General features: G+C 32.6%; 22 protein-coding genes. 8 read left to right on the top strand and 14 right to left on the bottom strand.

The window, feature by feature from the left end; genetic code table 11:
* Nucleotides 1-13: 13 nt before the first annotated feature.
* Nucleotides 14-1,783 carry an excinuclease ABC subunit UvrC gene (uvrC, locus tag FLY87_RS02030; protein ID WP_028842355.1) on the top strand — a complete coding sequence of 590 codons (1,770 nt, stop codon included), beginning with the start codon at nucleotides 14-16 and terminating at the stop codon, nucleotides 1,781-1,783.
* Here the strand turns inward: uvrC and FLY87_RS02025 are convergent.
* The 5 genes from FLY87_RS02025 to infB all read right to left on the bottom strand — a co-directional run bounded on the left by FLY87_RS02025 (nucleotide 1,767) and on the right by infB (nucleotide 6,921).
* Nucleotides 1,767-2,426 (bottom strand): ATP-binding protein, encoded by a 660-nt coding sequence (locus FLY87_RS02025; RefSeq protein WP_012546635.1) that lies wholly within the window; start codon nucleotides 2,424-2,426, stop codon nucleotides 1,767-1,769. The two genes, uvrC and FLY87_RS02025, sit on opposite strands and share 17 nt — an antisense overlap.
* Nucleotides 2,427-2,511: 85 nt before the next feature.
* Entirely contained in the window at nucleotides 2,512-3,282 is a 771-nt protein-coding gene (locus FLY87_RS02020; RefSeq protein ID WP_012546470.1) for a ParA family protein, read from the bottom strand.
* Nucleotides 3,283-4,308 carry a bifunctional oligoribonuclease/PAP phosphatase NrnA gene (locus tag FLY87_RS02015; RefSeq protein ID WP_012546380.1) on the bottom strand — a complete coding sequence of 342 codons (1,026 nt, stop codon included), beginning with the start codon at nucleotides 4,306-4,308 and terminating at the stop codon, nucleotides 3,283-3,285.
* Nucleotides 4,305-4,661: a 30S ribosome-binding factor RbfA gene (gene rbfA, locus FLY87_RS02010; RefSeq protein WP_012545236.1), complete on the bottom strand. Its 357-nt coding sequence runs from the start codon at nucleotides 4,659-4,661 to the stop codon at nucleotides 4,305-4,307. Before rbfA ends, FLY87_RS02015 begins: the two co-directional genes overlap by 4 nt.
* Nucleotide 4,662: 1 nt before the next feature.
* Entirely contained in the window at nucleotides 4,663-6,921 is a 2,259-nt protein-coding gene (infB, locus tag FLY87_RS02005; RefSeq protein ID WP_141266185.1) for a translation initiation factor IF-2, read from the bottom strand.
* Between the two features lie 83 nt (nucleotides 6,922-7,004).
* On the opposite strand from infB, the gene rpmB reads away from it, so the two are divergent.
* Genes rpmB through FLY87_RS01975 form a run of 6 tightly spaced genes read left to right on the top strand, consistent with a single transcriptional unit; the run spans nucleotide 7,005 to nucleotide 8,967 of the window.
* Complete coding sequence (gene rpmB, locus FLY87_RS02000) at nucleotides 7,005-7,193, top strand: 50S ribosomal protein L28 (RefSeq protein WP_012546135.1); 189 nt, start codon at nucleotides 7,005-7,007, stop codon at nucleotides 7,191-7,193.
* A gap of 2 nt (nucleotides 7,194-7,195) precedes the next feature.
* Complete coding sequence (locus tag FLY87_RS01995; protein WP_141266184.1) at nucleotides 7,196-7,642, top strand: DUF721 domain-containing protein; 447 nt, start codon at nucleotides 7,196-7,198, stop codon at nucleotides 7,640-7,642.
* 21 nt (nucleotides 7,643-7,663) lie between these two features.
* Entirely contained in the window at nucleotides 7,664-8,011 is a 348-nt protein-coding gene (locus tag FLY87_RS01990; RefSeq protein WP_141266183.1) for a hypothetical protein, read from the top strand.
* Nucleotides 8,004-8,258, top strand: a complete 255-nt coding sequence (locus FLY87_RS01985) for a glutaredoxin family protein (protein WP_141266182.1) — start codon at nucleotides 8,004-8,006, stop codon at nucleotides 8,256-8,258. The genes FLY87_RS01990 and FLY87_RS01985 overlap by 8 nt, the downstream gene beginning before the upstream one ends.
* A 2-nt stretch (nucleotides 8,259-8,260) precedes the next feature.
* On the top strand, nucleotides 8,261-8,596 hold the full coding sequence (locus tag FLY87_RS01980) for a ferredoxin-thioredoxin reductase catalytic domain-containing protein (RefSeq protein WP_141266181.1): 336 nt from the start codon (nucleotides 8,261-8,263) through the stop codon (nucleotides 8,594-8,596).
* Nucleotides 8,596-8,967, top strand: a complete 372-nt coding sequence (locus FLY87_RS01975) for a DVU0772 family protein (protein WP_141266180.1) — start codon at nucleotides 8,596-8,598, stop codon at nucleotides 8,965-8,967. Before FLY87_RS01980 ends, FLY87_RS01975 begins: the two co-directional genes overlap by 1 nt.
* Here FLY87_RS01975 and FLY87_RS01970 read toward each other — a convergent pair.
* The gene (locus FLY87_RS01970) at nucleotides 8,962-9,615 is read right to left on the bottom strand and encodes an HAD-IA family hydrolase (protein ID WP_028842351.1); all 654 of its coding nucleotides are present in this window, start codon (nucleotides 9,613-9,615) and stop codon (nucleotides 8,962-8,964) included. The genes FLY87_RS01975 and FLY87_RS01970 overlap by 6 nt on opposite strands.
* Nucleotides 9,602-10,180, bottom strand: a complete 579-nt coding sequence (locus FLY87_RS01965) for a hypothetical protein (RefSeq protein ID WP_012546784.1) — start codon at nucleotides 10,178-10,180, stop codon at nucleotides 9,602-9,604. The genes FLY87_RS01970 and FLY87_RS01965 overlap by 14 nt, the downstream gene beginning before the upstream one ends.
* Before the next feature lie 82 nt (nucleotides 10,181-10,262).
* On the opposite strand from FLY87_RS01965, the gene bioD reads away from it, so the two are divergent.
* Complete coding sequence (gene bioD / locus FLY87_RS01960) at nucleotides 10,263-10,985, top strand: dethiobiotin synthase (RefSeq protein ID WP_028842350.1); 723 nt, start codon at nucleotides 10,263-10,265, stop codon at nucleotides 10,983-10,985.
* Between the two features lie 2 nt (nucleotides 10,986-10,987).
* Here the strand turns inward: bioD and panD are convergent, their stop codons facing one another.
* The 7 genes from panD to FLY87_RS01925 are packed head-to-tail and all read right to left on the bottom strand — an operon-like array spanning nucleotide 10,988 to nucleotide 18,359.
* Nucleotides 10,988-11,371: an aspartate 1-decarboxylase gene (gene panD, locus FLY87_RS01955; protein ID WP_028842349.1), complete on the bottom strand. Its 384-nt coding sequence runs from the start codon at nucleotides 11,369-11,371 to the stop codon at nucleotides 10,988-10,990.
* A 3-nt stretch (nucleotides 11,372-11,374) separates the two neighbouring features.
* Nucleotides 11,375-11,662: an Asp-tRNA(Asn)/Glu-tRNA(Gln) amidotransferase subunit GatC gene (gene gatC, locus FLY87_RS01950; RefSeq protein ID WP_012544984.1), complete on the bottom strand. Its 288-nt coding sequence runs from the start codon at nucleotides 11,660-11,662 to the stop codon at nucleotides 11,375-11,377.
* Between the two features lie 2 nt (nucleotides 11,663-11,664).
* Complete coding sequence (locus FLY87_RS01945) at nucleotides 11,665-13,767, bottom strand: ATP-dependent helicase (RefSeq protein WP_141266179.1); 2,103 nt, start codon at nucleotides 13,765-13,767, stop codon at nucleotides 11,665-11,667.
* Nucleotides 13,768-13,803: 36 nt separating this feature from the next.
* A complete protein-coding gene (gene glmS, locus FLY87_RS01940) occupies nucleotides 13,804-15,633 on the bottom strand; it encodes a glutamine--fructose-6-phosphate transaminase (isomerizing) (RefSeq protein ID WP_141266178.1) in 1,830 nt (609 codons plus the stop codon).
* Complete coding sequence (gene glmU, locus FLY87_RS01935) at nucleotides 15,633-16,991, bottom strand: bifunctional UDP-N-acetylglucosamine diphosphorylase/glucosamine-1-phosphate N-acetyltransferase GlmU (RefSeq protein WP_141266177.1); 1,359 nt, start codon at nucleotides 16,989-16,991, stop codon at nucleotides 15,633-15,635. Before glmU ends, glmS begins: the two co-directional genes overlap by 1 nt.
* Complete coding sequence (locus tag FLY87_RS01930; protein WP_141266176.1) at nucleotides 16,991-17,602, bottom strand: DUF502 domain-containing protein; 612 nt, start codon at nucleotides 17,600-17,602, stop codon at nucleotides 16,991-16,993. The genes glmU and FLY87_RS01930 overlap by 1 nt, the downstream gene beginning before the upstream one ends.
* 1 nt (nucleotide 17,603) lies before the next feature.
* Nucleotides 17,604-18,359, bottom strand: a complete 756-nt coding sequence (locus FLY87_RS01925) for a YebC/PmpR family DNA-binding transcriptional regulator (protein ID WP_012545318.1) — start codon at nucleotides 18,357-18,359, stop codon at nucleotides 17,604-17,606.
* Nucleotides 18,360-18,818 lie beyond the last annotated feature (459 nt).

Below are 18,818 nucleotides of genomic sequence, written 5' to 3'. Positions count from 1 at the left end.
ATACAATATTATTATGATTGATTTAAATACTGTTCCTTCTTTACCGGGAGTATATCTATTTAAAGACAGTAAAGGAAAGGTTTTGTATGTTGGGAAAGCTAAAAATCTAAGAAACAGGCTTAAAAGTTACTTTCAATCAGATGACCTTGACCCAAGAAAATCAAAAATGGTTAAACTTATTAAAGATTTTTCATATATTGTTACATCAAATGAGTTTGAAGCTCTTGTTCTTGAAGCAAATCTGATAAAGCAACACAAACCTTCATTTAATGTTTTGCTTAGAGATGACAAGAGCTATCCATATCTTAGAATAACAGTTGTAGAGGAATGGCCTAAAATAGATGTTGTTAGAAAACCTAAAAAAGACGGCAATTTATATTTTGGTCCTTATGTTCCTGCTCAGTCTATGTGGGAGGCTTTATCTTTTATCAGAAGAAATTTTCCAATAAGAACATGTAAATACAGACTAAATAAGCCTATACGTCCTTGTGTTCAATATCAAATGAAAAGATGTCCTGCTCCATGTGCTGGATTTATTAGCAGAGAGGATTATATGAAGGGAGTTAATGAGGTTGTATTATTTTTAAAAGGACAAAAAACTGAATTATTGAATATTCTTTATGAAAAAATGCAAAAGCTTTCTCATGAGCTTAAATTTGAAGCAGCAGCAAAGATTAGAGATCAGATTAGAAGACTTGAAAAAATATTCACACAGCAAAGAGTAGTTTCTCAAACGCTTGATGATATGGATGTAATAGGAGTATATATTGAAGATTCTAAAATATCTGTAAATACTTTATTTGTAAGGAATGGATTACTTGTTGGTTCAAATGATTGGACAGTCAAAAAGGCTTTTTATGAAAGTGAAGGAGAGCTTATTCATGCAGTAATTGAAGCTCTTTATTCAAAAGAAGCCCTGATTCCTCCTCCAATCATTATTTTAGAAAACTTGCCAGAAAGTTTAACAGAAATAAAAGAGTGGTTAAAGGAGAAAAGAGGAGATTTTGTTGAACTCAAAACTCCTTCCTTAGAAGAAGAAAAAGCCCTTCTTGACATGGCATTAAATAATGCAAAAATTCATTTACAATCAAAGATTTCACCTTTGGAAACATCACTTAAAGAATTAAAACAAAGACTAAATCTTTCCGAAATTCCTTCTAAAATCGGAGCTTTTGATGTATCAACCCTTTTTGGTTCTTATTCAGTTGGAAGTTTTGTCTATTGGCAGGATGGCTTCTTTGATAAAAACTTATACAGACACTTGAGAATAAAGGAAATTCAAGGTATTGATGACTACTCAGCAATGAAAGAAATTGTCCACCGAGTAGTTAAGAAATTTAATGCAGAGTTACCAGAACCTGATTTAATATTAATTGATGGAGGCTTGGGACATTTAAATGCTGCAATCAAAGTTATTAATGAATTAAAAGAAAAACTCAATGTTTTCGCAATTGCAAAAGACCCTGATAGACTTATTTTCCCTGATGGAAGAGAGCTTGTTCTTGAAGATAAAAAACCTTCTTCACTTCTGTTAAAAAAAATACGAAACGAAGCCCATAGATTTGCTATATCATATCATAAAAAACTCAGAAAAAAAGCTACCTTTGAATCATTACTTGAAAAAATTCAAGGAATTGGTAAAAAAAGAAGACTTACACTGCTAAAACACTTTGGAAGCATATCAAAGATAAAGGCTGCTACAGTTGAAGAAATAGCATCTCTTCAGGGATTTAATCTTCGGCTTGCAGGAAAAGTGATAGAGGAACTCAATAAGATTTCATAGTGCCATCAATATCAATAATATTTTCTTCAAATGAAATACTTTTACCTGACTTATTTAAAGCCTCTTTAATAATCCACGTAAGTCCAGCACAACAGGGAACTGTCATTCTTAAAACAGTAATTGCTTTAATATTGTTTAGATTAAAAATCTCTGTAAGTTTTTCAATATAAAATTTTGCATCATCAAGTTTTGGGCAGGCAATTATTAATTTTTTATCTTTTAAAATCTCTTTGTGAAAGTTAGGGTATGAAAAAGCAGTGCAATCAGCAGCAATTAGCAAATGAGCATCCTTCAAAAATGATGCATTTACAGAGATGAGCTTAAGTTGAATAGGCCAGTTATTAAGCTTGTGATTCTTCGCGAAAGAAAGGCATTCACAAGACGGAACTTCCTTGATTTTTATTAATTCAAGATGCTTTTTATTAGCCTCTTCATCAAAGGGTTGTGCTTCTTTTTCAACTATTGTAATTGCTCCTTTTGGACAACTTCCAAGACATGCACCGAGTCCATCGCAATAAATTTCATTAATAAGTTGTGCCTTACCATTAACAATTTGAATTGCTCCTTCTGCACAGGCATTTACACATGCTCCACAGCCATCACATCTGTCTTGATCAATTTGAACTATTGACCTTTTTGTCATCTTTCCTCCTTTAGTATTGATTAGCTTAGTTTTATTTTATCTTGCAAAAACAGAGGAAAACTATGATGGCAATCATATTTTATATCTATGAAGGACTGTGGCGAGAAATTATTTCTTGAGCAAGTTCACTATATGCAATTGTTCCGTAAGCATCTGGTGCATAAAAAATAGCAGGGATTCCATTCATTGAAGCTTCAGATAAAGCTATATTTCTTGGGATATAAGTCTCAAAAATTTTTGAGCGAAAAACTCTTTTTATATCTTCTGCGATAGTCCTGCTTAAGTTAATATGTTTACTAAACATTGTAAGAAGAATTCCCTCAAGTTCCAGAGCTTCATTAAAACTTCCTTTTATTCTCCATAAGAGCTTGATAAATATTCTTAAAGCCTCTAATGCAAACTGTTCACATTGAACAGGAATTATTACAGACTCTGAAGCTACAAGGGCGCAAAGTGTAAGAAAAGAAAATGAAGGAGGACAATCAATAAAAATATAATCAAATTCATCTTTAAAGCTTTCAAGTAAAAATTTTAACCTTTTTTCCCTTTGTTCAGTTTCAAATATTTCAAGTTCTGCCATAAATAAATCTATTCTTGAAGGAATTACATAAAGATTTTCTATTGGCTGGCTCAAAACTTCCTGTAGTGTTGCCTTGCCCGCATAAAGTTCATATAATCCTTTGATTTTTTCTCCATTTTTTCTAATCCCCAAGCCGAATGTAAGGCTTGCTTGAGGGTCTGAATCTATTACAAGAATTTTTCTGCCCTTTACTGCCAAACAGGCTGAGAGATTTATAGCTGTTGTTGTTTTACCTACACCACCTTTTTGACTTGCTATTGCTATAATTTTTCCCATTTATTTCAACATGTTATAAACCTTCATTTTTTCAATAAGTTTATTTCGTGCCTCTTCAAAGGATGCTGAAATTCTATATCCAGCGGCATTCTTATGCCCTCCTCCACCAAATTCTTCTGCAATTTTGCTTACATCCAAATCACCCTTTGAACGAAGACTGACTTTTAGAAAACCTTCTTGAATTTCTCTAAAAAGAGCTGTGATATTAACTTCTTTTAAAATTCTCAAAAACTCTACAAATCTTTCAGTGTCAGACTCCTGGGTGAGAGTTTCATCAAAATCCTTTTTACTTATAAACGATATTGCAATAGGAGGAAATAACTCAATATTGTTCAACATTTTTATAAAAAGTCTGAATCTGTTTTGACTCCATGACTCAAAACTATGTTGATAAATATAGGAAGGTTTTGCTCCGTAGCTTACCAGTTCTGATGCAATTGATAAAACTTCCTTTGTTGTATTTTCAAATTGGAAGTTACCTGTATCAACGATTATTGCTGTATAAAGATTTGTTGCAATCTGTGGTGTGATTTCGCCATTGAATGCTTTAATGAGATAAAAAACCATTATACCTGTTGCTGCCTTTTGTGGGTCAATCCATTTCAAAGAGTTATGGTCTGGAAGGTTAGATTCAACATGATGGTCAATAATCAGCTTTGTACCCGAAAAAGTTTTAATTTTTTCAATAATTTCCTTCTTATAGCTAATTCTTGACAAATTATTACAATCCACCAAAATTAAAATATCAAAAGGCAAACTATTCTCTTTAGCACAATTGCATGAAAAAACTAAATCTTCAACTTTTAGAAGCTCAATATTTTTAATAGAGTCACTTCCTGGAAGAAATTGATACTGCACAGGGATTGGATACTCTGCATAAATTTCTGCTTTTTTATTGAATTGTTCAAGCAGAAACTTTAAAGCGATAGAGGAACCAAAAGCATCTCCATCAGGCGTTGTATGTGTAAGTATTAAAAAAGAATTATTTTTTTTAATAGCATCAATTAAATATTCAGGTGGTCTCAAACCTCCTCCGAAGTCTTCTTTATCTCTTTTAAAAGTTGGTCAATTCTGAATCCACGGTCTATAGATTCATCAAATAAAAACTCAAATGTAGGTATTATTTTAATTCTGAGTCTTTTTGCAATTTCACTTCGCACAAAACCCTTTGCGTCATTTAAAATTTGAAGCGTAAGCTGTCTGTCTTCTGTTTTAAGCACTGAAATAAAAACTTTTGCTATTCGCAAATCATCTGAAAGTTCAACATCAGTTACTGTAATAAAACCGAGTCTTGGGTCTTTTATTTTATGCAAGATTATCTCAGCTACTTCTTCCTTTAAAAGAACTTTGAGCCTTTGTGCCCTTTTATAGGGTTGCATTTTACAGACCTTTCACAGGAACTTTTTCAAGAACATAGTTTTCAAGTATATCGCCTTCTTTTATGTCATTGAAGTTCTCTATGGTTACTCCACATTCATAACCAGCCTGAACTTCTCTTACATCTTCTTTAAATCTTTTCAAAGAGCTGATCTTACCTTCATAAACTACAATGTTATCTCTTATTACCCTTATGCCGTCGCTTGCTCTTGAGATTGTTCCATTTAAAACATAACAGCCTGCAACTGTACCGATTTTGGATATTTTAAATACTGCTCTTACTTCTGCTCTACCTATAACTCTTTCTTTAATTTCTGGTTCAAGCATTCCCTGTAGGGCTTTCTTTACATCATCAATTACTTCATAAATAACGCTATAAAGCTTTATATCAACTCCAAGTTGTTCTGCCAGGTCCTGAGCCTTTGTTTCTGGACGGACATTAAATCCTATTATTATTGCATTAGCAGTAGCTGCAAGATTTACATCAGACTCTGTTATACCTCCAACACCTGTATGTATAACCTTAACTTTAATTTCAGGATGTGTAATATCCTCTACTGCTTTCTTAAGTGCTTCAACAGAACCTTGAACATCACCTTTTATAACTAAATTAAGTTCTTTGACTTCTCCCTCTTTAATTTTTTCATATAAATCCTGAAGTGTCAGCCTTTGCGCCTTTTGCATCTCTGCAAGTCTTTTCTTTTGTGCTCTTGTGTTTGCTATCTGACGGGCTATCCTTTCATCTTCAACAACTGTGAAACTATCTCCTGCTTGAGGAACTTCTTCAAATCCTACAACTTCAACAGGAGTAGACGGAGGAGCTTCATTAATTCTTTTCCCTGTATCATCAATAATTGCTCTTACTTTGCCATATGTTACTCCTGCAACAAAAGCATCTCCAACCTTTAAAGTTCCATTCTGAACAATTACTGTTGCTACAGGTCCACGTCCTTTATCAAGACGAGATTCAATTATTGTTCCTCTTGCAGGCTTATTAGGATTTGCCTTAAGCTCCATTATTTCTGCTTGAAGAGCTATCATTTCAAGTAAATTTTCTATTCCTATTCTTTTTTTGGCTGAAATATCAACAAATATGTTCTGCCCGCCCCATTCTTCTGGAATAACTCCATAGTCACTGAGTTGAGTCCTTACTCTTTGAGGATTTGCTTCTGGTTTGTCTATCTTGTTTACAGCAACAACTATTGGAACATTAGCTGCTTTCGCATGGTTTATTGCTTCAATGGTTTGTGGCATAACTCCATCATCTGCAGCAACAACCAGAACAACAATATCAGTTACTTTCGCACCTCTCGCCCTTAATGCTGTAAATGCTTCGTGTCCCGGTGTATCAAGAAAAGTAATATCTTTACCTTGAAGTGTCACCTTATATGCACCAATATGTTGTGTAATACCTCCTGCTTCCTGTTCTGTCACTTTTGTTTTTCTTATTGCATCAAGTAGTGATGTTTTGCCATGATCAACATGTCCCATAACAGTTACAATTGGAGGTCTTGGTTGAAGTAATTCTGGAGAATCTTCCACTTCTTCAATAATATCAAGTTCCTGTGCCTGAGAAAATTCTACTTTTATTCCAAAGCTTTCTGCGACAAGCTGAGCTGCATCTATATCAACAGGTTGATTAATTGTTGGCATATAACCAAGTTCCATAAATTTTTTTATTACATCTGGTACTTTCTGCCCAATAAGTTCGGCAAATTCTTTTACTGTTGTTCCTTCTTCTATCTTAATAGATTTCTTTCTTGGAGCTGTAGATGGTGTTACAGCAGGTTCTTCTTTCTTATTTTTATCCTTAACTTTTTTCTGTTCCTTTATATCAAGCCATTTTTTAGGTTCAAACTTCTTGGGAGGGATTTTTGTAGGAACAGGTTTGGGTTTTATTTTCTCAATTTTTTCAAAAGATATTTCTCTTCTAAATCTGCCAGGCAGCTGAAGCTCTTCTTCCTCCTTTATCTCTTCTTCAATAATTTTAGGTGTTACTGGTTTTTTTTCTTCTAATTCTTTTGTGTCTTCAGTCTTTTTTAATTCAACAGGCTTTTCTTCCTTCTCTTTTATTTTTTCTAACTTGGCTTCTTTCTTAAAGTGTTGGATTATCTTGTCAATTTCATCTGGCTCTACCTTAATGTTTGTAGTTCCCTTTTTAAATTGAATATTCCTTATTTTTTCAATAAATTTTACAATCTCTAAAGGTTTTACTCCAAGCTCTCTTGCTAACTCTATACTTCTAACTGCTTTAGTTGACATAAATTGATTCTTCCCTCCTTGTCTCCAAATCAATAAAATGTTATCATAAATAATTAAGTATATGCAAACTGAAGGAGGTTAAAATGGCAAGCTGCTATGTATGTGGTAAGAAAAAAGTGATAGGTAATAATGTAAGTCATGCAAACAACAAAACAAAAAGATATTTTTTCCCAAATCTTCAGAGAATGAAGATTATTACTGAAAGAGGTCCCCAAAGAGTTCATGTTTGCACCAGATGTCTTCGTTCAGGCTTTGTCAAAAAAGCAGTTTAAATATGCAAAGAGTTGGGAAAATTTTACCTTCTTTATTTGGTAATTATGGTATAGAAGATGCTGTAGTGCTAAAATTTTTAAGAAAAAGCTGGAATGATATTTTCACTCCTCCTGTATCAGAACATTCTTTTCCTAAGGAGTTGAAAAATGGAATTCTTTTTGTGACTGTTAATTCACATCTATGGCTGACTCAGTTAAAACTGCTAAAGGATGAATTTTTAAAACAACTTTGTTCCTATGGAGTAAAAGATATAGAGTTTCGTTTTGGACGAATTTACAAAAACCAGAAGGAAAAGATAGAAAAAGAAAATGTTCTGAGTTTATCCTCAGAGCAACAAGAGTGGTTGAAAGACATAATGAAAAATATAAAAGACAGCGAAATGAGAACAATAACTGAAAGTTTAATAAAAAAATATCTTCTGTTCACCATGCATATTGGAAGAAGGTAAATAAAGATTAAGGAGCTTATTATGACAGATTTTAATTTTGTTTTTAAGGACTACTCAGAAGAAGAAAGTAAAATTTATGAAAAAGCCATGAAAGAAATTATTCAGAATATTAAAGACGGGATGTCCTTTAGAGATGCGGTTGATAGTGTTGATGTAAAGGATAATGAATTAAAATCTTTGATAGAAGATGATGCCTTAAAGATTCTTATCGCCGAACTCTGCTATGTATCTAAAATACCATTTGAAGAATTGGCAAATATGTTAAAACTTCCACTGGATACAATAAGAACAGCAAATCTTGAAATGCTTGAGGATGTAGAGTTAACCCTTAATAATACTTTCAACAAAAAAAGGAGTGGGAATGCTTAAAAGAGTTAGGCTATACTCATTAAGCACTTGCCCCGTATGTAAAAAAGTTAAAGAGTTTTTGAAAAATAATTCTATTGAGACTGAAATAATTGAAGTTGATACTCTTGACAGCGGAGAGCAATGGCTTGCTATGAAAGAGCTAAAAAAAATTAATCCTGATGAGACATTCCCAACATTGGTAGTTGAAACAGCTGTAGTAGGCTTAAATGAAGAGGAGCTTAAAAAAGTTCTTGAAGTAAAAGATTGATCATGACTCCTGAAAAACTTTATGAAGTTTTAGATAGATATGCTAAGTCAAAAGGTTTGGAATTGAACAAAGATAAAAATTTTGTTTTTGAACTTTTAAAGGGATTACTAAAAAATGAAGAACGTTATGGCTATAGGTCATGTCCGTGCAGATTGGCTTCAGGAGATAAACAAAAAGATGCTGATATAATCTGTCCTTGTGTTTACAGTATAGATGATATAAAAGAGTATGGGAGATGTTATTGTGGACTTTATGTAACAGAGGAATACAATCAGGGAAAAATAGAAGAAAGAATTGTTCCTGAAAGAAGAAAAAAATTAAAGATGGAGGTGATTTAATGATTTTTAGTGAATTAATAACACTTAAAGAGCTTAAAGAAGACCCATTTTTCAGAGAACATATGTTATGGGATATGCAACCACAGGAACTTATGTCGCCGAGATGTTTAAAAGAAGGAGATAAGCTTGTTTATAAAGGTTCAATTAAAGGCTATATTCCATATATTGACACCACTGGTAAAAAACCTTTGCTTTTTATAATGAGACATACTGAGATGGATTATGGAGAAACTATAGCAAAAATAGATGAAATTCCAGAGGAAATGCTTATTGAAGCAGTAAATGAAAACAAGGACAAAATATGCTTTGGAATGTGCCCTATTAATGAAAAAATCAAACAGTGGCTTAAGAAAGAGTTGGGAATTTTATAAATCAATAATCTCTTGAAAATTCATTATTGTTAAAAATTCCTCAGATTTCTTAGGGATAGACCGAGAGCTTGAAACCGCTCTTAAAATAGGTAGTTTTATACCTGAAAGTTTAGCTGTATGAAGAATTTCCTCTGTATCATCTACAAAAATTGAATATTCGGGCTCAAAGAAAATCTTTTCTTTGAGCCTTTTCCAAAACTCAAGTTTTTCTTTAGGATATCCCATATCAAATGATGTAAAAACATCGTGAAAATATTTATCAAAACCTGTTTTCTTGAGTTTGAGTTCCATTACTTTATTATGGGCATTTGTTACAAGATAAACTTTTTTGCCATTGGAACTTACATTTCTCAAAAAGTCTTCCGCATCTGGATGAGGATTTATAAGATATGCTACTTCTTGCTTTAGTTGAAATATATTTAATCCTGTTTTTCTTGACCAGAAATCTATGTCTGTCCAATTAAGAGTGCCTTCTTCTGCTTTATACATTGAAAACAGTATTTTCCGAGCCTCTTCAATGCTTATCTGTTCTTTTTCAGCATACTTTTGAGGAACATAATTTCCCCAGAAATAATCATCATAATACTTATCCAGTATTGTTCCATCCATGTCTAAAAAGACTGTCTTTATTTCATTAAAAGGTATCATCTTCTTCTGCTCTGTACCAGGACATATCAATATAAAACTTAGTTTTTTCATAAATTGTACGTAACATATTACTCAACTCAAAGAATATTTCTTCATAAAACTGTAAGTCTTTTAATTCCTCTCCTCCAACCATGTAGGAGTAAACAATTTCATACTCTTCACCTTCAATCAAGTCCTTTCTAAAAAATTCCTTTCTTATTAAAATAATATCTAAATCAGGATATTCATTAACTATTTCTTCAAAAAGCTCTCTTAACTGATTATAGCCCTCAAGAAAAGGGAGATTAATAACCACCTCAACCTCTACCATATTTTCAAAATTTTCAGATTCATCTTCAACTTCATCTTCATCAAAAAGAATAGAAAAGCTTGTTTGATGAGCATTATAAGAAAATGAAACTGTAGCACTTATTGGATAGGGAGGTTTAATTTCAGGCAAAGTCATTGAAAGTCTGCTCTCTTTATTTAATGAATACTGTTCAATCAATGTGGACATCTCATAAACATCCAGATAATTCTTTGCTGCATCCATTATTCTCATCTGTAATTCTTCAAATCTTATCACTATTCCTCCTTATCAGGTTGCCTTTAGTTTATATAACATTATACCATATAACGATATGATTCTTTAAAAAGGAGGATTTGTTATGAAGGCTGGATACTTTATCACAGGAACAGATACAGGAGTTGGAAAAACTATTGTTACATCTGCGATACTTAGAAGCTTTATAAAAAAGGGATTAAAGGTTGGTGCTATGAAAGTGATTGAAACTGGATGCCTTAACAAAGATGGAATATTGCTTCCAAGCGATGGAATGCTTTTAAGGGATATGGCTGAAATGAATGACTCTCTTGATTTAATAACGCCTATAAAGCTTGAAAACCCTCTAAGTCCACTTGTTGCATCAAGAATTGAAGATATTGAAATTGATATTGAGAGAATCTTCAGGGCATTTGAAACTCTCCAGAAAAAATATGACTATCTTTTAGTTGAAGGCGTTGGAGGTTTAATGGTTCCTCTTAATAAAGAAGAAAAAAAGAAATCAATGTTTTATTTTGTTAGAGATTTGATTAAAGATATGGGATTACCTGTAATATTAGTAACAAGACCAACACTTGGCACAATTAATCATACTCTTCTTACACTGGAAGCATTAAAAAATAAGAAAATTTCTGTAAAGGGCTATATTATTAACTTTTCTGAGCCTGCAAAAAATGATATTGCTGAAAAAACAAATCCTCAGGTTTTAAAAGAATTAGTTGATGTCCCATGTCTGGGAATACTGCCATATCTAACTGAATTAAATAAAGACAAAATAGGAGAAACAGCTATCAAAAATTTTGATATTGAAGCATTAATCTCCCTGTAAAATTATACAGACTCAGGATAAATAGAAGCAGAATAAATCTTTACAGGATTGTTATTTTCGTCAAGGATTATAATTTTTGGTTTATGCAATGGAATTTCGTTTTCTAAAAGATAACCATAAGAAAAAATAACAATTCTGTCTCCAACTTTAGCTTTTTTAGCAGCAGGACCATTTAATCCAATAGTTCTTGAACCTTTGGGAGCAGGTATGACATAGGTATCAAATCTTTCTCCATTATTCATATTGCTTATCCAGACTCTTTCATAAGGCAATATACCTGCCAGCTCAAGTAGTTCAATATCAACACTTATTGAGCCTTCATAGAATAAATTAGCCTCTGTTACTTTTGCCAAGTGTAGTTTGGCTCTTAAAAAACTTCTTAACATTTTTTACTCAATAATTTTGGGTACTCTAAAAAATTTATCTGTTTGGTCAGGTGCATTTTTTAATGCCTCATCTCTTGAGATAGAGCCTTTAACATTATCATCTCTAAAGACATTCTTTAATTCAATTACATGGGATGTAGGTTCAACTAATGTTGTGTCTATCTCATTTAGTTTCTCTATGTAGTCAAGTATTCTACTTAGTTGCTCTTGATAAACGCCTATCTCTTCTTCATTAAGTTCAAGTCTGCTCAACATTGCAATATGTTTTACTTCTTCTTTTGAAATTTTCATAGTTAGACCCTTTCTAAGTTTACAATTTTTGGTGCTAATTTTTTAATTCCTATACCAGGAAAGTTAACAATAACCTTTAAATCATCTCCTTCTCCATAACAGTCTCTCACAACACCAACGCCCCAAGTAGGATGTTTAACCTTACATCCTATTACAAATGGAGGTTTAATTTTAGGAGTTTCTGGTTCTTTTTTATGAGGAGCAAAGGTTGAGTAATCTTTTCTAATACATATACAGTATTCAGGTGGAATATCTTTAATAAAGCTTGAAGTCTCCTGTTTTTGAACTTTTGAGTAAAGCTTTCTCTGCTTTACACTTGTAATAAACAGAAGATTTTTGGCTCTTGTCATTCCTACATAAAACAGTCTTCTTTCTTCCTGTAACTCAAAAGGATCTTCAAGTGCTTTAAAGTATGGTAAAATTCCTTCTTCACAGCCTGCTATAAAAACAACAGGAAACTCAAGTCCTTTTGCTGCATGAAGAGTAAGAAGAGAAACATAGTTTTTTTTGTTTTCCCATGTATCTACATTTGAAAAAAGAGCAACTTTGTCAAGAAATTCTCTAACAGGCATTTTTTCAGCAGAAGACAGAAACTCTAACACATTCTGGATTCTGTCTTCTTCAATTTCTTCAAGATATCCTGTGAAATTCAATATATCTTTGATCATAGAGGCAGCATCTTTATAGTCTTTTTCTGAAAGCTCATCTACCAATGTTACAAAAGATACAAGCTTTTCCTTTAAAGTAGCTGAAACAGTATCTTCCTTTATTATTCTTTTTATTGCCTCAAAGGTTGATATCATATACTTTTTGGCTTCGGATTCAATTTTTGATATTGCTGATGCTCCAATACCTCTTGGAGGAGTATTTATGATTCTCATAAGACTTACATTGTCTTCTTTATTTAAAATAAAACGCATATAAGCAAGCACATCCTTTATTTCTTTACGATGATAAAAGCTAACTCCACTTATAACCTGATAAGGAATTCCTTCCATACGCAAAGCTTCTTCTAAAGCTCTTGCCTGAAGAACCAGTCTGTAAAGAATAGCAAAATCTTTATATTCATAATCTCCTTTAAGATATAGTTCTTTGATATTCTTTGCTATGTATTTTGCTTCTTCTTCTTCTTCGTTATTTAACTGACAGTAAAAAATTTTTTCTCCCCAATCTCTTTCTGTCCAGAGAATTTTTGGTTTTCTCATTGTATTCCTTGAAATCATTGCAGAGGAAGCGAGAATAATATGTTTTGTAGAACGATAGTTCTGTTCAAGTTTAACTATTTTTGTATCAGGAAAGTCTTTTTCAAAATTTAGTATATTATGGATATTCGCACCTCTGAATTTATAAATACTCTGATCATCATCACCAACAGCACAGATATTTTTATGATATCTGCAAAGTAACTGTAAAAGCATATACTGAGATTTATTTGTATCCTGAAATTCATCTACAAGAATATACTTAAATTGCTCAGAATATCGCCTCAGTAAATCTTCATTCTCATTAAATAGCTTTATTACGCAGAGGATTAGATCATCAAAATCAAGAGCATTATATCTTTTGAGTTCATTCTGATATCGCATATATATTCTGCCGAGTCTTTCTTCAAACTCGTAACCTTCAATATTTGAAATATAGTCTTCAGGAGTAATCAAATTTGATTTCAAGTTGCTTATTTTTGTGACAACGCATTTACATAAAGCTTCATGCATGTTTAAGTCTTTTAAAATTCTTTTTATAAGTCCTGCCTGATCATCGTCATCATAGATGATAAAATCTCTTTTATAACCGATGTTGTCAATATGGGCTCTTAAAATCCTGACACAAAGAGAGTGAAATGTCCCAATCCATGTATTTTTCCAGTTTCCATTACACATTTTGAAAATTCTTTCTTTCATCTCATCAGCTGCCTTATTCGTAAAAGTTACAGTGAAGATTGAAGATGGAAGAAGTCCCTTTGATTTGGTAAGGTAGGCATACTTATAAGTAATGACCCTTGTTTTTCCACTTCCTGCACCTGCGAGTACAAGAAGTGGACCTTCACAATAAACTACTGCTTCCTGTTGGGCGGGATTCAAATCCCCTAAGGGGAAATCTTTCATGGCTATACCCCTCTAATTTTTATTTTTAAAAATAAACTATTCAACAGTAACACTTTTTGCAAGATTTCTTGGTTGATCCACATCGCACCCCCTTAAAAGAGCCACATGATAAGCAAGTAACTGAAGGGGAATACTGAACAGTACTGTATTAAGATAGCTGTTAATTCCCTCCACATAAATAAATCTGTCTGATAATTTTTTAAGCTTTTCTTCTTTACTGCTTGAAATAGTTATGATAAAACCGTCTCTTGCCTTTATTTCTTCTATATTTGAAATCGTTTTCTCAAGATATAAATCATCAGAAGCAATAAAAACCACGGGAAATCCTTCTTCTACAAGAGCAATGGGTCCGTGTTTCATCTCACCTGCTGCATAACCTTCAGCATGTATGTATGAGATTTCCTTTAGCTTAAGAGCACCTTCTAAAGCCACAGGATAGTTTACTCCTCTTCCGAGATAGAGAAAGTTTGGTTTTCTATAAACTTCTTTTGCCAGTAACTGAATTTTTTTATCTAACAGTAATGTTTCTTCAGCCATTCTTGGTAAAAGCAGGAGTTCTTCTAATAAATTTTTAATAAAGATTTTTGGGAAAACTCCTTTTGCAATTGAAAGTCCGATACTTAAGATATAAAGTGCAACAATCTGAGAGGTAAAAGCCTTTGTAGAGGCAACTCCTATTTCTGGACCAGAATGAGTATAAAATACAGCATCGGCTTCCCTTGATGCTGTACTTCCAAGCACATTACAGATGCTTAATGTTTTTACACCAAACTTTTTTGCATATCTTAAAGCTGCAAGCGTATCTGCTGTCTCTCCTGATTGGGTTATAGCAACAAATAAAGAGTTTTTTTCAAAAGGCATGTTTCTATATCTAAATTCAGAAGCTATATCTACTTCAACAGGTATCTGAGCTATATTTTCTATTATATATTCTCCGATTAAACAGGCATGGTATGATGTTCCACAGGCAACAAGATAAATTTTTTCTATTCTTCTCATTTCATCTCTTGTTAATCCAAATTCCTCAAAAACTATCTTGCCCTGATCGGACAAAACTCTTCCTCTAATTGTGTCAGACAAGGCTCTTGGCTGTTCATATATCTCTTTTAACATAAAATGCTTAAATCCACCTTTTTCAGCCATAGAAGCTGTCCATGTTATTGTAACAGGTGTTTTTTTCTTTTCTTTGCCTTCTAAATTGTAAACTCTAAAACCTTCTTTATTTAAAACAATCATCTCTCCATCTTCAAGGAATAAGGCTTTGTTACAGTGATTGAGAAAAGCAGGAACATCTGAAGCTATAAATTTTTCGCTATCAGAGATTCCTACAACAAGAGGGCTTTCCATTCTTACTCCAATAAGTTTATCTGGTTCTTTATCATCCATTATAACTATTGCATAAGAACCTCTGAGTCTACTAACAGCTTTTCTAATAGAATCTTCAAGTGATAAATTATTCTCCCTGTATTTTCTTATTAAATGAGCAATAACTTCTGTATCAGTTTGTGAGACAAATTTATAACCCTCTGTCTGTAATTCTTTTTTTATTTCTGCATAATTTTCTATTATTCCATTGTGAACCAATGCAATTGAACCAGAACAATGGGGATGGGCATTTTCATCTGAAGGTTTTCCATGTGTTGCCCATCTTGTATGTCCAATAGCCATTTTTGATTGTTTTAAGCTATCATCAACCAGAGATTCAAGATTTTTAATTTTACCCTTACACTTTACTGTTTTTATTTTTCCATTTAAAAGGCAAGCTATCCCGGCTGAATCATATCCTCTGTATTCAAGTTTTTTTAATCCATCCAGGACTATCTGAATAGCATTTTTATCTCCTATATATCCAATTATTCCGCACATTACTGTTTCCTCTTTTTCTTAGCCCAACCTAAAATGTTTTTTTGCGGAGTTCTGCTTATGGCAAGAGAGTCTTCAGGCACTTCTTTTGTAATTGTTGAGCCAGCGCCGATATATGCACCCTTACATATTTTTACTGGTGCTACAAGCTGCGTATCACTGCCTATAAAAACATTGTCTTCTATAATTGTTTTATGCTTTTTCTGCCCGTCATAATTGCATGTAATAGTCCCCGCTCCTATGTTCACATTATTGCCAATTTCAGAGTCACCAATATAGCTCAGATGAGCAGCTTTTGTGCCATCACTAATTGTAGAATTCTTTACTTCAACAAAATTACCAATTCTACATCCTTTGCCTATAATAGTATTAGGCCTTAGGTGCGCAAATGGACCTATTTTTGAAGCTGATTTAATATGTGAGTTTTCTATAACTGTGCAATCATTAATCTGAACATTATCCTCAATTATGCTATCTTTTATTCTAACACCCTGACAAATGAGACAATTCTGACCTATTTTTGTATCTCCTTCAAGAAAAACATTGGGATAAATTATTGTATCCTGTCCTATTGTTACAGATGGAGAAATCCATACCAAAGTAGGATCATAGAATGTAATACCTTTTTCCATCCATTCTCTAACAATTCTGTCTCTTAAATATCTCATCGCAAGAGAAAGTTCTGCTCTTGTATTTATTCCTATTAGTTCATTTTCCTCTGCAAGTGGATAGGCTTCTATGTTAAATCCTTTATTAATAGCTATTTCCACAATATCAGTGAGATAAAATTCACCTTTATTTGGATTTTGCTTAATTTCTTTAATAAGCTTTGCAACCTCTCTTTTTAAAATATAAACACCGCTATTTGCTTCTGATGATAGCATTAATTCATCTTTAAAATCTGTAATTTCAACAATTTTTTTAATTTTTCGTTCTCCATCTCTCAAAATTCTTCCATAAGAATGTTCTCTTTGTGGATAAAAAGAGAGTAATGCCATATCAAGTCTGTTTTTATTGAAAAGTTCAATAAAACTATCAAGTGTTTCTTTCCTTAAAAGAGGAGTATCTCCATTGAGAATAAGAATTTTATCGCTGCTCAAATAAGGCAAAGCTGAAAGTAAGGCATGAGCTGTTCCCTTAGGTTCATTCTGAAAAACAATTTTTATGTCATATTTTTCTAAATGTTCAGCCACCTCTTTCAATGAAGGATTTATAACTACAAATGAATTAAAAGGATTTAAACTCTTAGCACAATCTATTACGTAATCTATAATTGGCTTTTCAAAGATTCTGTGGAGAACTTTTGGCTTAGAGGACTTCATTCTTGTGCCAAGTCCTGCTGCCAAAATTACCACATCCACTATTTATCACCTCTTATTATTTGGGGTGCAGCTATTCCACCTGAAAGAATTATTTTTATACCTTCCTGAACTGGAATATTAGTATGAATAACGCTTTCAGGTTCAAAGAGCACAACCTCTCCAAGATAAAGATTATTAGTGGGTATATAAACTGAAATAAGTTTTTTCTCCATATCATTTTCCTTTAAAATGCACTCTTTTGTCTGAAATCCAAAAACAAAGCTGTCCTTTCTCGGATACTCTACAATTACAAATTTCTGAAAAGATGTTTTATTCTCAGGAGAAAAAGCATCAATCAACTGCTTTAAGGATGAATATAGACTTTTAAAAATCGGAATTTTAAGAAAGAGCAATTTTTCAATCTGATCCAAAAGTTTTTTCCCAAATACATTTGTTGATATAACACCAACAACAAATACCAATATTAAAGCTGTCAGAAAACCTAATCCAGCAATATGTCTGCCAAAAATATAATCATAAATTGGTCCCAAAAGCCCATCAATAATTTTAAAAAGTTGAATCAGTATGAAGATGCTTATTGCTACAGGAATTGTTACTATTAGACCCGCGATAAATTTTCTCTTAAAAGTAAGTCTAATAGATGGTTCCATACTATACTTCTGCCTTACTCATTGCCTCTTCTGGAATATCAAAATTTGCATAAACATTTTGAACATCATCATGGTCTTCTAATGCATCCATGAGTTTCAGCATTTTTTCTGCATCTTCTCCTTCTATGGAAATATAGTTTTTAGGTAACATAGTTACCTGAGCAAAAGAAACAGGAATCCCTGCTTTCTCTATAATAGTTTTTACCTGATTTAATTGTTCAGGAGATACAATAATTTCATAGTTTTCTTCTTTTGGATCATTTTTTACATCTTCAACTCCTGCTTCTAAAGCAACAGAAATAAGAGTGTCTTCATCTATGGTTTTTTTATCAACAAGGATATATCCTTTTTTCTCAAAAATCCATGAAACACATCCAGACTCTCCAAGACTGCCACCATGTTTTGAAAGAAGATGCCTTATTTCAGAAACAGTTCTGTTTTTATTATCTGTCATTGCTTCAATTAAAATCGCCACTCCACCTGGTCCATAGCCTTCATAAATAACCTCTTCATATGTTGTGCCTGCAAGTTCTCCTGTTCCCTTCATTATTGCTCTTTTTATGTTATCCATTGGCATATTGACTTCTCTTGCTTTTTCAATAGCAACTCTCAATCGGGGATTTTTTTCGGGGTCTCCTCCTCCAAGACGTGCTGCTACAGATATTTCTTTTACAAGTTTTGTAAAAATTTTGCCTTTTTTTGCATCAACCTGAGCTTTTTTATGTTTGATTTGTGCCCATTTGGAATGACCAGCCACATAACCTCCTATAGGATGGAATATTTTTAATAATAATAAGATTTTTTCTGTTATGTCAAATTTTACTGGTTTGTGATAGTGGTTTAAACAAAAATAAAAAAGGAAAGGGCATCTGTAAATGAAGTTATACAGAAAAGTTGATATCATAACTTGAAACCCATTGTTTATGAAAATATAATTTAAGCTCATACAATAGAATTTGCCCAATAAAAAAGTTTATGGTTCTTTTTGATAATATGACCTCAATGAATTTTAAAATAAGATTTTACTTTGGTTTATAGATGAAGTTTTTATTGAAAATTTTTCTCATAAAAAAATTTTTTTATTTGTTCTTGACAAATTTAAGACTTAATGTTATAAAATGGAAGAAACAAAGTAAAAAAGTAGAGGCTGTTCAATTACTGAAGGTCATTCCGAGCACCCTCAATGGGTGCGAGGAATCTCTGAAGATATTGAAAA

The sequence above is a fragment of the Thermodesulfovibrio sp. Kuro-1 genome (assembly GCF_006538445.1).
Taxonomy (GTDB): Bacteria; Nitrospirota; Thermodesulfovibrionia; order Thermodesulfovibrionales; family Thermodesulfovibrionaceae; genus Thermodesulfovibrio; species Thermodesulfovibrio yellowstonii.
The sequence above is the reverse complement of the archived record's forward strand: the minus strand, read 5'-3'. Positions and strand labels throughout refer to the sequence as shown.

What these genes read in the sequence shown, in the direction of transcription:
- infB (WP_141266185.1), bottom strand. Translation starts at nt 6,921, where the DNA reads ATGTCAACTAAAGCAGTTAGAAGTATAGAGTTAGCAAGAGAGCTTGGA.
- gatC (WP_012544984.1), bottom strand. Translation starts at nt 11,662, where the DNA reads ATGAAAATTTCAAAAGAAGAAGTAAAACATATTGCAATGTTGAGCAGA.
- rbfA (WP_012545236.1), bottom strand. Translation starts at nt 4,661, where the DNA reads ATGCAACCCTATAAAAGGGCACAAAGGCTCAAAGTTCTTTTAAAGGAA.
- FLY87_RS01985 (WP_141266182.1), top strand. Translation starts at nt 8,004, where the DNA reads ATGCTTAAAAGAGTTAGGCTATACTCATTAAGCACTTGCCCCGTATGT.
- glmS (WP_141266178.1), bottom strand. Translation starts at nt 15,633, where the DNA reads ATGTGCGGAATAATTGGATATATAGGAGATAAAAATGCTATTCAGATA.
- rpmB (WP_012546135.1), top strand. Translation starts at nt 7,005, where the DNA reads ATGGCAAGCTGCTATGTATGTGGTAAGAAAAAAGTGATAGGTAATAAT.
- FLY87_RS02020 (WP_012546470.1), bottom strand. Translation starts at nt 3,282, where the DNA reads ATGGGAAAAATTATAGCAATAGCAAGTCAAAAAGGTGGTGTAGGTAAA.
- FLY87_RS01970 (WP_028842351.1), bottom strand. Translation starts at nt 9,615, where the DNA reads ATGATACCTTTTAATGAAATAAAGACAGTCTTTTTAGACATGGATGGA.
- bioD (WP_028842350.1), top strand. Translation starts at nt 10,263, where the DNA reads ATGAAGGCTGGATACTTTATCACAGGAACAGATACAGGAGTTGGAAAA.
- uvrC (WP_028842355.1), top strand. Translation starts at nt 14, where the DNA reads ATGATTGATTTAAATACTGTTCCTTCTTTACCGGGAGTATATCTATTT.
- panD (WP_028842349.1), bottom strand. Translation starts at nt 11,371, where the DNA reads ATGTTAAGAAGTTTTTTAAGAGCCAAACTACACTTGGCAAAAGTAACA.
- FLY87_RS01990 (WP_141266183.1), top strand. Translation starts at nt 7,664, where the DNA reads ATGACAGATTTTAATTTTGTTTTTAAGGACTACTCAGAAGAAGAAAGT.
- FLY87_RS01995 (WP_141266184.1), top strand. Translation starts at nt 7,196, where the DNA reads ATGCAAAGAGTTGGGAAAATTTTACCTTCTTTATTTGGTAATTATGGT.
- FLY87_RS01930 (WP_141266176.1), bottom strand. Translation starts at nt 17,602, where the DNA reads ATGGAACCATCTATTAGACTTACTTTTAAGAGAAAATTTATCGCGGGT.
- FLY87_RS01980 (WP_141266181.1), top strand. Translation starts at nt 8,261, where the DNA reads ATGACTCCTGAAAAACTTTATGAAGTTTTAGATAGATATGCTAAGTCA.
- FLY87_RS01975 (WP_141266180.1), top strand. Translation starts at nt 8,596, where the DNA reads ATGATTTTTAGTGAATTAATAACACTTAAAGAGCTTAAAGAAGACCCA.
- FLY87_RS01945 (WP_141266179.1), bottom strand. Translation starts at nt 13,767, where the DNA reads ATGAAAGATTTCCCCTTAGGGGATTTGAATCCCGCCCAACAGGAAGCA.
- FLY87_RS02025 (WP_012546635.1), bottom strand. Translation starts at nt 2,426, where the DNA reads ATGACAAAAAGGTCAATAGTTCAAATTGATCAAGACAGATGTGATGGC.